Here is a 12424-nt window from a genome sequence, read left to right on the forward strand (position 1 = left end):
CAGCGTCAGGCCTCGCCGGCCAGCGCCCGCACCTTGCCGAGCACGTCGGGATAGCGCTTCAGGTGCGCACCGCCGTTGACGTCGAAGGCGGCACCGGTGATCCAGCGCGCCTTGTCGGAGGCGAGAAAGGCTACGGTGTCGGCGATCTCGGCGGGTTCTCCGCTCCGGCCCAGTGGGGTGTTGTCGAGGTAGTCCTCGGTGAGGCCCGGTACGAAGCCGATGCCCTCGGTCAGCGGGGTCATCACAAGCCCCGGCGACACCGCGTTGACCCGCACCCGACGGTCGGCGAGTTCGAGTGCGGCCACCTCGACGAGCATCAGCACGCCGGCTTTCGACGCGCAGTACGCCCCCATCCCGGCGCCCGGTTGGCGGCCGTTGAGTGAGGCGATGCAGGTGATCGATCCGCCCTCGGCGATCCGGGCGCCGGCGTGTTTGATCACGAGGAACGTTCCGGTCAGACAGATGTCGACGGTGTTGCGCCAGGCGTCGAGTTCGAGTTCGGTCAGCGCACCCGGATTCGACAGTCCGGCACAGTTCACCACCGTGTCGAAGTCGCCGATGCCGGCGAAAGTCGCTGCGACCGAGTCCTCGTCGGTCACGTCCATGTGCACCGCCCGCGCCCCGTCGCGCGTCGCCGCCACCTGCTCGGCACGTTTGACGTCGCGGTCGGCCACCACCACCTGCATCCCCTCGCCGACGAACGCGTCGACGGTGGCCAGTCCGATCCCCGAGGCACCCCCGATCACGACCGCCCGGTTCATCGCGTAGCCGCTTCCACAACGTCGGCGTTCGATGCCAGATGACGGCGCAGGAAACCGATCTCGTGCGTGACGCAGGGCTCGAAGAAGTCGTTGCCCGCGAAGATGTCGAAATGGTCGCACGGGTAGTGGCGCACTTCGGCGTGAGCTTTGAACGCGGTCTTCGACGCCGCGTACGGCGGTGCGGCGGAATCGAAGTCGGCGATCTGGAACAGCACCGGGGCATCGACGCGCGCGGCGTGCTTGTCGACTCGGAACGAGCCGATCTCGAGACCGACCGAGGCGTCGACCTCGTTGCGCCACGACGGCCCCGCGATCGCGCGGTAGCTCTCCAGAAACCCTGGTGCGGTCAGCGCGGCGCCCACGTCGCCGGGTTCGCCGACGACCCGCAACATCTTCGGACCCCGGCCCAGCCGTCGACCCACCGAACTGGCCACTGCCGTGGCGGTCGAGCGGGCGATCGCCGCCCCGCCGACCTGGGCGTAGGCGACGCGACCGGCGGCGAGCCCATTGACCAGTGGCACCACCGCGATCACCGCGGCCACGTCGGTCCGGTCGGCCGCCACGGTCAGCGCATGCCCGCCGGATTGCGACACTCCCCAGAGGATGATCCGTTCCGGGTCCACTCCCGGCTGTTTCTTGGCGGCGCCGATCGCGGCGCGGTAGTCGTCGGCCTGCCGTTCCAGCGAAATCGACTGTCGCGGTTCGCCACCGGACAGCCCGAAGCCGCGGTAGTCGAACGCGAACACGGCCAACCCCGCGTCGGCGAACCGTTGCGCATAGGGCGCCAGACCCGAGTCCTTGGTCCCCGCGAAACCGTGCGCCATCACGACGACGGGGCGCTTGCCGTCGATCTCGAACGGCGAAGACTCCGCGCCCGGAAAGAACCAGGCGTCGCAGTCGGCGTCGGACGATCGGAAGCGTACGGTGGTCGCACCATTTGAAATGGTCATGCGGATGCTCCCTTCGAGACCAGATCGTCGGCCACCCCGGCCCACGTCGGCGGCCCCTGCTGGTGGGCCCGCCGGATCCCCGCCGGAATCTCCTTGGTCCGCATGTTGTGTTCGTAGAGATAGTGATCGAGTTGCTGCGTGTGCCGCGGGCGGTCGAGCATGTGTCCGGTGTAGTACTGCATGTCCGCCTCGATCGTCTGCCGCATCTCCGGTACCGACGGGAGCCGGTAGTGACCCGTGGCGTAGGCCCCGATCAGCCGCGCCTGGCATTCCACGAAGGGAAACAGCGTCGGAACCGCCTGCGCGAAACCGGCGAAGACGAGGTCGTCGATTCCCGGGTAGAACATGCGCTTGTAGAGGTCGATCCGATTGTCGGGCGCACTGATGAAGTTCGGGTCGAAGAACGGGAACGTGATGTTGTAACCCGTTGCGTAGATGATGATGTCGAAGTCGTCGGCGGTCCCGTCGTCGAAGTGGACCGTGGACCCGTCGAACCGGCTGATGTTGGGCTTGGGGGTCACGTCGCCCGAGCCCAGTCGCAGTGGCAGTTCCACCGACTGCGTCGGATGTGCCTCAAAGAACTTGTGATTCGGTGTCGGCAGACCGTAATCCTCCGGCCGGCCGGCGGTCACGGGTTGCATGACCTGGACGAACTTGCGCTGCCACGACGTCGGCAGATACGGCGTCGACCGGTAGTACTTGTCGGCGGGCTTGCCCCCGAAGTATTTCGGCACGATCCACGCTCCCGACCGCGTGGAGAGGGTCAGCTTGTTGTCCAGCGCCTTCGACGACAGTTCGACGGCGATGTCGGCGGCACTGTTACCCAGGCCGACGACGAGGATGCGCTTACCCGTGAAATCGTGCGGGGTACGCGGATCGATGTAGTGGTGGGCGTGCATCTCGATTCCGTCGAACTCGCCCGGGAAATCGGGCCAGCGCGGATCCCAGTGATGGCCGTTCGCCACCACCAGCAGGTCGAACCGCCTGCGCTCACCGCCCTGGGTCTCCAGTTCCCAGCCGCCCCCGTCCAGTCGGGTCGCATGCTCGATTCCGTTGGTGAACTCGATCGAGGAGTAGAGGTCGAAGGCCTCGGCGTAGGAGTCCAGGTAGGCCTTGACCTGGGTGTGGTGCGGGAAGTCGGGATACTCGTCGGGCATCGGGAAGTCGCGGAACGACAACTGGTGTTTCGAGGTGTCGATGTGCAGCGACCGGTAGGCACTGCTGTGACCGTTCGGGTTGCCGAAGGCCCAGTTGCCCCCGACCCGGTCCGAACTCTCGAAGCAGGTGTACGGCACGCCGTAGTCGGTGAGCATCTTGCCGGCGGTCAGCCCGCTGATACCGGCGCCGATGATCGCGGTGGTTGGTAAAGGCACACTGCCCCCTCGGTGGACCCGTTGGATGTAGACACAATCTGATTTGTGTCTACACGATGAGACGTATCGTGTACACAGAATCCGCGAACTGTCTACGCAGCGCCCTCCTGAGCAGACATGTGGATGTGGGGACGCGGCGCGCACCGACCACGACCACAGGAGGAGTCAGTGACCGAGGCCTCGACCACGACGGTCCACGAACGACTGCTCGACGCCACGCAGAAGCTGCTCGCCGACAAGGGAATCCGGGCGACCACCATGCAGCAGGTCGCGGAGTCGGCAGGCGTGTCCCGCGCGTGGCTGTATCGGCACTATCCGGACAAACCGTCCATGATCGGCGCGACCATCGTCCGTCTCACCGAGTCGTTCTGGCGCGACGCCCGGGCCGAACTCGACGCCATCCCCGACCTGGTCGGGCAACTCACCGCCGGCGTCCGGATCGGCCGGGGTGCCTACGACGACCCGGGCACGCTGCTGCTCCGACTCCGCACGGAGGAACCCACGGAGTTCGCCGAATGCGCCGGTGTCGGTGTCGTCAAGCTGGTTCCCGACCTGGCAGCGTTCTGGTTTCCGTTCGTCGAACAGGCCGCCGCCCGCGGGGAGATACACCCCGCGCACGATCCGTACGAGGTGTCCGAATGGGTTGCGCGCGTCCTGATCAGCCTCGGCACCTCCCCGGGTGAGGCCCTCGACATCGACGACGCGCGGCAGGTCCGACGCCATCTCGAGCGGTTCGTCATGCCGGGTCTGGCCACCGACCCGCAGGGATGAGTCGGTGAGGCCCCCGATGCCCTCTGGCCTGGGTGACGCCGATCACCTAGACTAGTGTCCAGTCAACCGTCCGGAAAACGCGGACGACCGAACGACGCCGTCGGAGGGCCCCATGGATTTCGGGATCGTGCAGTTCACCAGCGACCGCGGGCTCAAGCCCCACGTCCTGGCCCCGCTCATCGAGGACGCAGGTTTCGCGTCGTACTACGTTCCCGAGCACGGCCACATCCCGACTCGACGCGACGCCGCGCATCCCCGCACCGGTGACGAGACCCTGCCCGACGAGCGCTACATGCGCACCCTCGATCCCTGGACGTCACTCGCCGCCGCCGCGGCCGTCACCGAACGCATCCGGCTCGCCACCGCGGTCGCACTGCCGGTGCAGTCCGACCCCATCACGCTCGCCAAGACCATTGCGACGCTCGACCACATCTCGAACGGAAGGGTCACCCTCGGCGTCGGATTCGGTTGGAATCTGGACGAACTCGCCGACCACAACGTCCCGCCGAAGCGCAGGCGGACGATGCTGCGCGAGTACCTCGAGGCGATGACCGCGCTCTGGACTAAGGAAGAGGCCGAGTTCGCGGGCGAGTTCGTGAATTTCGGCCCCAGCTGGGCGTGGCCCAAATCGACGCAGTCGCACATCCCGGTCCAGGTGGGCGCGGCAGGCAACGAGAAGAACTTCAAGTGGATCGCGCGCAGCGCCGACGGCTGGATCACCACACCCGGCGAGGAGGACATCGAGGGGTCGGTGTCGTTGCTCAAGCAGATCTGGTCCGACGCCGGTCGTGCGGGCGACCCCGAGATCGTCGTCCTCGACTTCCGGCCGGTACCCGAGAAGCTCGAGAAGTGGCGCGAGATCGGGGTCACGACAGTGCTGTACGGCCTCCCCGACGACTCGGTCGAGCGCGCGAGCGGCTACCTCGCCAAGCTGGCCGGCAAGCTCGGCATCACCCCGGCGGTCGTGTAGGCCGTTGTGGGAGGTGCGAGCGAAGCGACCCACCCCCGCTCCCTGAGTCGAAAGAACCACCTGGCTCTTGTTCCCTGAGGAGGCCGGAGCTTGCGGAGGGCGCGTCAACCCCTGCTCCCTGAGGAGCCGGAGCTTGCGGAGGGCGCGTCAACCCCTGCTCCCTGAGGAGCCGGAGCTTGCGGAGGGCGCGTCAACCCCTGCTCCCTGAGGAGCGCCCGGAGCTTGCGGAGGGCGCGTCACCCCCTGCTCCCTGAGGAGCGCCCGGAGCTTGCGGAGGGCACGTCACGAAGGGTCCTGGTGAGATGACGTCGCCACCCCTTCGTGGCTCTCGTCGACCTCGACGCGCTCCTCAGGGAGCGCGGATGGCCGCGCCCTCCGCAGCCGGCTCAGGGAGTCGGTGCGACGAGCCGCTGGCGGACGTCCCGGAAGATCCCGTTGGCCACGCTGGTGCGGCTCACCGCATCGGCCGCCAGGATCACAGCCGCCGAGGTCCAGCAGCTCTTCTCCACGGGCCAGCGTTTGCCATCGGCGAAAACCAGTCCGGTCCAATACGATCCGTCCGGATCGCGCAGATGCTGAATCGACGCGATGAGCTCGATGGCATCGGCGGTGTCACCGAGGGCATCGAGTGCCAGTGCCAGCTCACAGGTCTCGGCGCCGGTGACCCAGGGACGATGGTCGACGCAGCGAACACCCTTGCCGGGCACCACGAACTGTTCCCACCGCCGCGCGATGAGTTCCTGCCCGTCGCGTCCGCGGACGGCGCCGCCGAGGATCGGGTAGTACCAGTCCATGGAGTGTTCGGACGGCGGGGTGAAGGTCTGCCACTCGTCACGCGTGACGTCGGCACGGATCGCGTCGCCGAGCACACTGTGCGCCGCGATCCAGTCGGCGTCGGGCTGATCCATCTCACCGGCGATCCGGATCGCGCAGTCCAGCGCTTGGAAGATGCTGGCGTTCCCGGTGATCAGCGCTTCACCGAACATCGCTCCGGTCCGGTGGTCGCCGCCCCAGCGGAACGCACCGTCCTCACGCTGGAAGCGCAGCACGCAGTCGATCGCCGACCAGACCACCGGCCACATCTTCTGCAAGAAGGCGTCGTCACCGGTGATCAGATAGTGATGCCAGACCCCGACCGCGATGTAGGCGCAGAAGTTGCTGTCGGTGCCGGCGTCCTCCACCTTTCCTACGACGGTGCGGATCGGCCACGACCCGTCGTCGCGCTGTTTACGCCGCGACCACTCGTAAGCCGCCTCTGCCTCGGAGTGAAACCCGGTCACGGACAACGCCATCGCCGATTCGATGTGGTCCCATGGGTCGGTCTGCCCGCCCGGGAACCACGGCAACGCACCGTCGGCCTCCTGCATGCCGACGATCGCGGCACCGGTGGCCCGCATCTGCTCGGCCGTGACCACACTGGGGATCGCCGGGACGGCCGTCATGGGGCTCCCGTCCTGGAGGCCCCCGTCATGAAGACGCGGTGGCGGTCTCGGGCTTGCGCAGGTAGAGGGCCACCGACTTGCCGATGAGCGGGTTGAGCACCTGCTCGCCGACCCGGGTCAGCCACGGCTTGCTCATCATGTCCCAGACCAACAGCTGGTGGTAGCCCTTCACCAGGACATTGTCGTTGTTCTCGACTCCCACAGCGCATTTCAGCCACCAGTAGGGGGCGTGCAGGGCATGGGCGTGGTCGGTGCCGGTGACCTCGAGTCCGGCTCGCTGCAACTTGCCCGCGAGCTCGGAGGCCTTGTAGATGCGGACGTGTCCGCCCTCGACCTCGTGGTACTCGTCCGACAGGGCCCAGCACACCTTCTCCGGCCAGTACCGGGGCACGGTGACCGCGGCGACGCCACCCGGCTTCAGCACGCGCACCATCTCATTGATCGCGCCCTCGTCGGTCGGGATGTGCTCGAGGATCTCGCTCATCAGGACGACGTCGAAGCTGTTGTCCGCGTACGGGAGTCGAAGCGCATCCCCGACCTCGGCGCGCGCCTTGGCCGACGCGGGCACGTGACCCTCCGCCATCATGGCGTCGAACATCTCACCGACGTCGGACATGTCGCTCTCGGACATGTCGAAGGCGATGACCTCCGCGCCACGACGGAACATCTCGAACGAGTGCCTACCCTGCCCCGCCCCGATGTCGATCGCCTTGGTGCCCGGTCCAACGCCAAGCCGGTCGAAATCAACTGTGAGCACTCGATGTCCCTTCTGTTGCCCGCCGATGTCCGGCGAGCACGGTTTCGTAGTGAGCCGCAGTCTTCGCGGCCACTGCTGCCCAGCTGTAGTGCTCCTCGGCGCGTCGACGACCACCGTCGCCGAGACGCGTCCGCAGATCGGCATCGTCCAGCAGCCGGCCGATCGCCTGCGCCAGGCATCCGGAATCCCGCGGCGGCACCAGCAACGCCGCCTCCTCAGCGGTGCCGACGACCTCGGGGATCGCACCGGCCCGGGTTGCCACCAGCGGCGTTCCGCAACTCATGGCCTCGACCGCCGGCAGCGAGAACCCCTCGTACAACGAGGGCACACACGCCACCTCGGCGGAGGCGAGCAGGCCGGCGATCTCGGAGTCCTCGAGGCCGGACACCACCGAGACGCGATCGCCGATCGCCAGATCCTCGATCATCTTGGCGGACGGACCGTTCGGGTCCAACTTAGACACCAGTACCAATTCGACATCCCGCTCGGAGGACAGCTTCGCGACCGCCTCGAGCAGGTACGAGACACCCTTCAGCGGCGCGTCGGCACTGGCGACACACACGATACGTCCGGGAACGCGCGTGGCGGCCGGCGTGAAGATCTCGGTGTCCACCCCCAGCGGGATGGTGGTGATCCGACCCGACGGGATGTCGAAGGCCTTGCGGATGTCGACCTCGCTGCTGCGGGAAACGGTGAGCAGCTCGGGGATACGGCGTGAGACGCGCCCCTGCATGCGCAGGAACGAATGCCACCGCCAGGCACTGATCTTGCGCCACCCCTTGGCCGCCTTCACCGCCAGTGTGCGGTCGCGGGTGATGGGGTGGTGGATCGTCGCGATCAGCGGGAACCCGGCCTTCTGGATGTCGAGCAGTCCGTAACCGAGGCACTGGTTGTCGTGCACGATGTCGAAGTCGTCGCGGCGCTCTTTGAGAAGGCGCGCCACCCGGAGGCTGAACGTGAGCGGTTCGCCGAAGCTCGCCGTCCACATCGAGCCGACCTCGAGCACGTCGATCCAATCGCGGTACTCGCCCGGACGAGGCGTCCGGAACGGGTCCGGCTCGTCGTAGAGACCGAGGCTCGGCACTTTGGTGACGGTGACCCCGGCGTCGATGGCCACCTGGTCCAGTTCGGGGTAGGGCTGCCCCGAGAAGATCTCGACGCTGTGCCCCAGCAGTGCCAGTTCGCGGGAGAGGTGGCGGACGTAGACGCCCTGGCCACCGCAGTGCGGCTTGCTTCGGTACGAGAGCAGTGCGATGCGCACGGTCACTGCGCCCCGGCGGTGGCAGCCGCCTCGAACTCGGAGATTCTGACGAACTTCGTGCGGACCCGGCCGGTGGCCCTGCCCGCGGACTTCTCGGCGGCGTCGATCGCCTTCCAGCCCGTGAGGTCGATGCGGTTGGCGCCGCGGTCGGCCACGAGTGCGGCGACGTCGTCCCGCGAGGTCGAGGGGTCGTCGAACGCGGCGGCGACGAAGTCCGCGATGACCGCCTGCGCGGTCTCCTGACCGCAGATGCGGTTCATGCCGATACCCCCTGTCGCTCCTCGCTTGATCCAACCCGTGACGTACAGGCCGGGCATCACATCGCCGTCGGCCGCGGTCTGGACCCGCCCCTCGGTGTTGGGGACGACGCCGTGCCCCTCGTCGAACGGTAGGTCGGTGACCGGCACGCCCCGGTAACCGATGGCCCGCAGGACCAGTCCGGTCTCGAGGTCGAACCGATCCTCGGTGGGTGTCACCGCGACTGTCCCGGTCGCGTCGGCGTAGGCGTTGCGCACGCACGTAAGCGTAGCCACTTCCCCGTCACCGGCAATTTCGACGGGAGACGTGAGGAACCGGAACACGATGCGCTTGTTGCCCGGCGTCTGCGGACGCTCGGCGAATTCTCGGGCGAGACGCACCTTGGTGGCGATCGTCGAGTCGAGCGTGTCGTCGGACTGCGCCGCCTCCGAGGCCGGGTCGAGGACCAGCTCGTCGGGGTCGATGACGACGTCGACACCGTCGACGTCACCGAGTGCCAGGAACTCGCTGTTGGTGTATGCCGCCTGCGCCACGCCGCGGCGGCCCAGGAGCACCACCTCGGAGATGTTGGATTCACGCAGCTTCGCGAGGGCGTGGTCGGCGATGTCGGTCTTGGCGAGCTCGTCCGGGTCGGTGACGAGGATGCGCGCGACGTCGAGTGCCACGTTGCCGTTGCCGACCACGACGGCCCGCTCGCCCGACAGATCGACGTCGAGGTCGGCGAAGTCCGGGTGACCGTTGTACCAGGCGACGAACTGGGTCGCGGCGACCGAATTGCGCAGATCCTCGCCTTCGATTCCCAGCCGCTTGTCGGTCGCGGCGCCGACCGCGTAGATCACCGCGTGGTAGCGGGCGACCAGCTCGTCGTGGCTGATGTGCTTGCCGACCTCGACATTGAGGTAGTAGCTGAAGTTCTTCTTCGCCGCGACCGAGGCGAAGGTCTTCTCCACGCCCTTGGTGGCGCTGTGGTCCGGTGCGACCCCGGCGCGCACGAGTCCGTAGGGCGTCGGCAGCCGGTCAAACATGTCGACCTTGATGGCCGGTTTGCGGACGAGCTCCTCCGCGGCATAGAAGGCCGCCGGCCCGGCACCCACGATGGCCACGTGCAGTTCCTTCTCGGGCAGCTTGGGTGCCTTGCGCGGTGGCACGAGGCCGCCCTCGACGTCGTGGTCCTTGTAGTAGTCCGCGTTGATCTGGAGGTACGGCTCGTCACGCTCGTCCAGCTGATCGTCGGGGATGATCGCCTCCACCGGGCACTCGTCGATGCAGGCGCCGCAATCGATGCAGGTCTCCGGATCGATGTAGAGGGCCTCCGCCGTGAGGAACTCCGGCTCGTCGGGCGTGGGGTGAATGCAGTTCACCGGACACACGCTGACGCAACTGGCATCGTTGCAACATGGGCGGGTAATCACATGCGCCATCTGCTGTTTCCTCGTGATCCGACACGTAGAACGTGTTCTATTTTTCCGATTGAATGTATCTTAGCCGCAAAGATACCGGCGACCTATCGGAGGGACTCGAGTGAGCCAGGTTACGCCAGCAGTGTCGGTTGCATCACTCCCGGATCGCAAGCCTGGTGCCCAGTTCTACGAGGTGGGCTATCGCGTCCGCACCGGCGACGTCGATCAGGACATGCGTGTGCGCCTCGATGCGGTGGCCCGCTACCTGCAGGACGTCGCCAACGACAACCTCGAGGCAACCGAGTTCAGCGCGACCGACCCGTTCTGGATCGTTCGGCGGACCATCATCGATGTCATCGAGCCCATCACCTGGCCGGGTACGGTGACCGCGCAGCGCTGGTGCGGTGCCCTGTCGACGCGCTGGACCAACATGCGCGTGCGCCTCACCGCCGAGCACGAGACAAACCGGTTCAACCCCCGACCGCGTCCCGCGGGCCTGATCGAGACCGAGGCGTTCTGGATCAACGTCAACGAGCAGGGCGTGCCGTCACGCCTGTCCGACGACGCCTTCGCGATGCTGTCGGCGATGACCGACGAGCACCGCCTTCGCTGGCGGTCGATGAACCCCGAGAAGGCCCCCGACGCCGCCGACATCGACTTCCCCGACCGTGAACACGTTCTCCGGATCACCGACTTCGACCCGTTCAAGCACCTCAACAATGCCGCCTACCTCGAGGCGATCGAGGACGAACTGGTCGAGCATCCCGACCTGGTCGACGCTCCGCACCGGGTGGTCATCGAGTATCTCCGGCCCATCGTGCCGGGCACGCGGCTGGTCCTGCGCCGGGTGCGCGAGGGCGACCGGCTCACCGTGTGGTTGCTGATGCCGGGCACCGGCGACGAACTCGTGGTCGCGGCCAGCGTCGTCGTCGGGCCGCTCCCGGGGTGAGCAACTTCTACTGACCGCCCTGGAGCAGCAACTCCATCAGCTTGATCGGCGCCGCGCACGGATCGCCCTGGGGCGCGCTGCGAGGTTCGACGAACCAGGTGAAGATGCCGCGGCTCGGCGCGCGGGCGGTCACACCGCAGACGCCCGGCCGGTCGGGACTGCGCTGGGTGAACGCCGACTGGCTGGCGACCTTGATGTTCTCGGTCTGGAACCCGAGCTTCTTGGCCGTCTCCTTCTCCACGTTGACGTTGCCCCACTCGAACCAGTTGAACGTCACACTCACCACGTCGGTGGTGCCGGAGACCAACCATCGGCAGATGGCCCCGCTGAACGACCGTTCGGCGAACCCGCCGCCGGCGACGACATCGGCGATCATCGCGTCGGGTAGCACATCGCATTCCAGCAAGAGCCGGTCGAACTGGTCGGTGTCGATGTCGCTGCTGCCGGACTGGTCCGCGGCCCCCAACGGCACCGCCTCACCGTCGACGGTGCGCGCACACCCAGCCAGGGCGGTCAGTCCCAGCAGCAGCGCGGCGATCACGATGAGGGCGCGCTTCACGACGCACGCTCTATCGACAGCGTCGCCAGCTCGCGTGCGGCGTCACAGATCTCTTCGATCGGCCGTGGTGTCGCCGCGTCGCCGCGGATCGACCATTCGAAGAAGTCCGCGCCGAAACCGACGCCGACCTCACAGATCTGCCCTGATTGCGTGTAACCGATGAATCCCTCGTGGCCGTCGATCTCGAGTCTGTTGGTGACGTCGCGCGACAATTTCACGTTCGCCTCCTCACGACCGATCGGCGATCCGCGATACCAATTGAACGAGGCGACGGCACCCGTCCGCGAACCGGTCGTGTCCCATTCGCACACCGAAGTGTTGTTCACGGTCTCGGTGAGTCCACCGAACCCGGTGATGCGGACCACCTCGTCGAGGGACACGCCGCCGCATTCGCCGAAGAACGGTCCGGAACCGGCCTGGGCGGGCGCCTCGGGCGTGTTCGGAGAGTTTGGATCTGACGTCGGCTCGTCGTCCGAGCAGGCGCCGACGAGAAGCGTGATCGCTGCCAGAACCGCGATGAGGAAGGTGCCGTCGCGCAGCCGATCCAGTTGACGCCGTTCACGTTTCGTCGGCCGACCGGCACCGCGGTCGCGACGCGGCTGACTCGCGAGGATCTCCTTCGGCGGCGGCGGCGGAGACCGGTCGATGAAGCACTCGGCGGCCATCGGCGCCGACACCCGCTTACTGATCGTCCTGGTGACCTCGACGATGCGCTCCCGTCCGGCGAGCCGTACGCGGACCTCGTCACCCGGCACCACCGGCTGGGCCGGTTTGGCGGTCACCCCGTTCACGCGGACGTGCCCGCCCCGACACGCGGCGCCCGCCGCCGATCGGGTCTTGGTCAGACGGATGGCCCAGATGTAGGCATCGACGCGGGTGGACATGGTCAGCCGCCCAGCCGACTCGTCCGCAACCCGGGAGTCCGTCCGGCGCAGGCGCCCCGACCCGGTTCAGTGCCCACGACGCCGACTCC

The 12424-nt window shown here is 67.3% G+C and carries 12 protein-coding genes; 3 read left to right on the plus strand and 9 right to left on the minus strand.

Going from position 1 to position 12424, the window contains the following annotated elements:
• Window positions 1–5: 5 nt before the first annotated feature.
• From GR168_RS18240 to GR168_RS18250, 3 genes are read right to left on the minus strand one after another with little or no spacing between them, the layout of a single operon-like run.
• Window positions 6–761 carry an SDR family oxidoreductase gene (locus GR168_RS18240; protein ID WP_078114125.1) on the minus strand — a complete coding sequence of 252 codons (756 nt, stop codon included), beginning with the start codon at window positions 759–761 and terminating at the stop codon, window positions 6–8.
• Window positions 758–1711 carry an alpha/beta fold hydrolase gene (locus tag GR168_RS18245; protein ID WP_058252422.1) on the minus strand — a complete coding sequence of 318 codons (954 nt, stop codon included), beginning with the start codon at window positions 1709–1711 and terminating at the stop codon, window positions 758–760. The genes GR168_RS18240 and GR168_RS18245 overlap by 4 nt, the downstream gene beginning before the upstream one ends.
• Complete coding sequence (locus GR168_RS18250; protein WP_058252423.1) at window positions 1708–3084, minus strand: NAD(P)-binding domain-containing protein; 1377 nt, start codon at window positions 3082–3084, stop codon at window positions 1708–1710. Before GR168_RS18250 ends, GR168_RS18245 begins: the two co-directional genes overlap by 4 nt.
• Before the next feature lie 168 nt (window positions 3085–3252).
• Between GR168_RS18250 and GR168_RS18255 the strand changes: the two genes are divergently transcribed.
• Complete coding sequence (locus tag GR168_RS18255) at window positions 3253–3855, plus strand: TetR/AcrR family transcriptional regulator (RefSeq protein WP_171011674.1); 603 nt, start codon at window positions 3253–3255, stop codon at window positions 3853–3855.
• A gap of 112 nt (window positions 3856–3967) precedes the next feature.
• Window positions 3968–4825: an LLM class F420-dependent oxidoreductase gene (locus tag GR168_RS18260; protein WP_058252424.1), complete on the plus strand. Its 858-nt coding sequence runs from the start codon at window positions 3968–3970 to the stop codon at window positions 4823–4825.
• Between the two features lie 386 nt (window positions 4826–5211).
• Here GR168_RS18260 and GR168_RS18265 read toward each other — a convergent pair whose 3' ends face one another.
• Genes GR168_RS18265 through GR168_RS18280 form a run of 4 tightly spaced genes read right to left on the minus strand, consistent with a single transcriptional unit; the run spans window position 5212 to window position 9964 of the window.
• Window positions 5212–6267, minus strand: a complete 1056-nt coding sequence (locus GR168_RS18265; protein WP_058252425.1) for a prenyltransferase — start codon at window positions 6265–6267, stop codon at window positions 5212–5214.
• A gap of 25 nt (window positions 6268–6292) precedes the next feature.
• Entirely contained in the window at window positions 6293–7024 is a 732-nt protein-coding gene (locus tag GR168_RS18270) for a class I SAM-dependent methyltransferase (RefSeq protein ID WP_078114126.1), read from the minus strand.
• Window positions 7011–8285 carry a glycosyltransferase family 4 protein gene (locus GR168_RS18275; protein WP_078114133.1) on the minus strand — a complete coding sequence of 425 codons (1275 nt, stop codon included), beginning with the start codon at window positions 8283–8285 and terminating at the stop codon, window positions 7011–7013. Before GR168_RS18275 ends, GR168_RS18270 begins: the two co-directional genes overlap by 14 nt.
• A gap of 2 nt (window positions 8286–8287) precedes the next feature.
• Window positions 8288–9964 carry an FAD-dependent oxidoreductase gene (locus GR168_RS18280; RefSeq protein ID WP_078114127.1) on the minus strand — a complete coding sequence of 559 codons (1677 nt, stop codon included), beginning with the start codon at window positions 9962–9964 and terminating at the stop codon, window positions 8288–8290.
• Window positions 9965–10064: 100 nt separating this feature from the next.
• Here GR168_RS18280 and GR168_RS18285 point away from each other — a divergent pair, with 100 nt between their 5' ends.
• Window positions 10065–10892: an acyl-ACP thioesterase domain-containing protein gene (locus GR168_RS18285; RefSeq protein WP_078114128.1), complete on the plus strand. Its 828-nt coding sequence runs from the start codon at window positions 10065–10067 to the stop codon at window positions 10890–10892.
• 7 nt (window positions 10893–10899) lie between these two features.
• On the opposite strand, the gene GR168_RS18290 is transcribed toward GR168_RS18285, so the two are convergent.
• A complete protein-coding gene (locus GR168_RS18290) occupies window positions 10900–11451 on the minus strand; it encodes a DUF3558 domain-containing protein (RefSeq protein ID WP_078114129.1) in 552 nt (183 codons plus the stop codon).
• Complete coding sequence (locus GR168_RS18295) at window positions 11448–12335, minus strand: DUF3558 family protein (RefSeq protein WP_078114130.1); 888 nt, start codon at window positions 12333–12335, stop codon at window positions 11448–11450. Before GR168_RS18295 ends, GR168_RS18290 begins: the two co-directional genes overlap by 4 nt.
• Window positions 12336–12424: the final 89 nt, after the last annotated feature.

Origin of the sequence: Gordonia sp. JH63 (assembly GCF_009856645.1) — a bacterium.
GTDB classification, from domain to species: domain Bacteria; phylum Actinomycetota; class Actinomycetes; order Mycobacteriales; family Mycobacteriaceae; genus Gordonia; species Gordonia hongkongensis.

Bases quoted from the DNA above. Each gene is read 5' to 3' on its own strand.
- GR168_RS18265 (WP_058252425.1), bottom strand. From the start codon at position 6,267: ATGACGGCCGTCCCGGCGATCCCCAGTGTGGTCACGGCCGAGCAGATG.
- GR168_RS18240 (WP_078114125.1), bottom strand. From the start codon at position 761: ATGAACCGGGCGGTCGTGATCGGGGGTGCCTCGGGGATCGGACTGGCC.
- GR168_RS18260 (WP_058252424.1), top strand. From the start codon at position 3,968: ATGGATTTCGGGATCGTGCAGTTCACCAGCGACCGCGGGCTCAAGCCC.
- GR168_RS18280 (WP_078114127.1), bottom strand. From the start codon at position 9,964: ATGGCGCATGTGATTACCCGCCCATGTTGCAACGATGCCAGTTGCGTC.
- GR168_RS18245 (WP_058252422.1), bottom strand. From the start codon at position 1,711: ATGACCATTTCAAATGGTGCGACCACCGTACGCTTCCGATCGTCCGAC.
- GR168_RS18295 (WP_078114130.1), bottom strand. From the start codon at position 12,335: ATGTCCACCCGCGTCGATGCCTACATCTGGGCCATCCGTCTGACCAAG.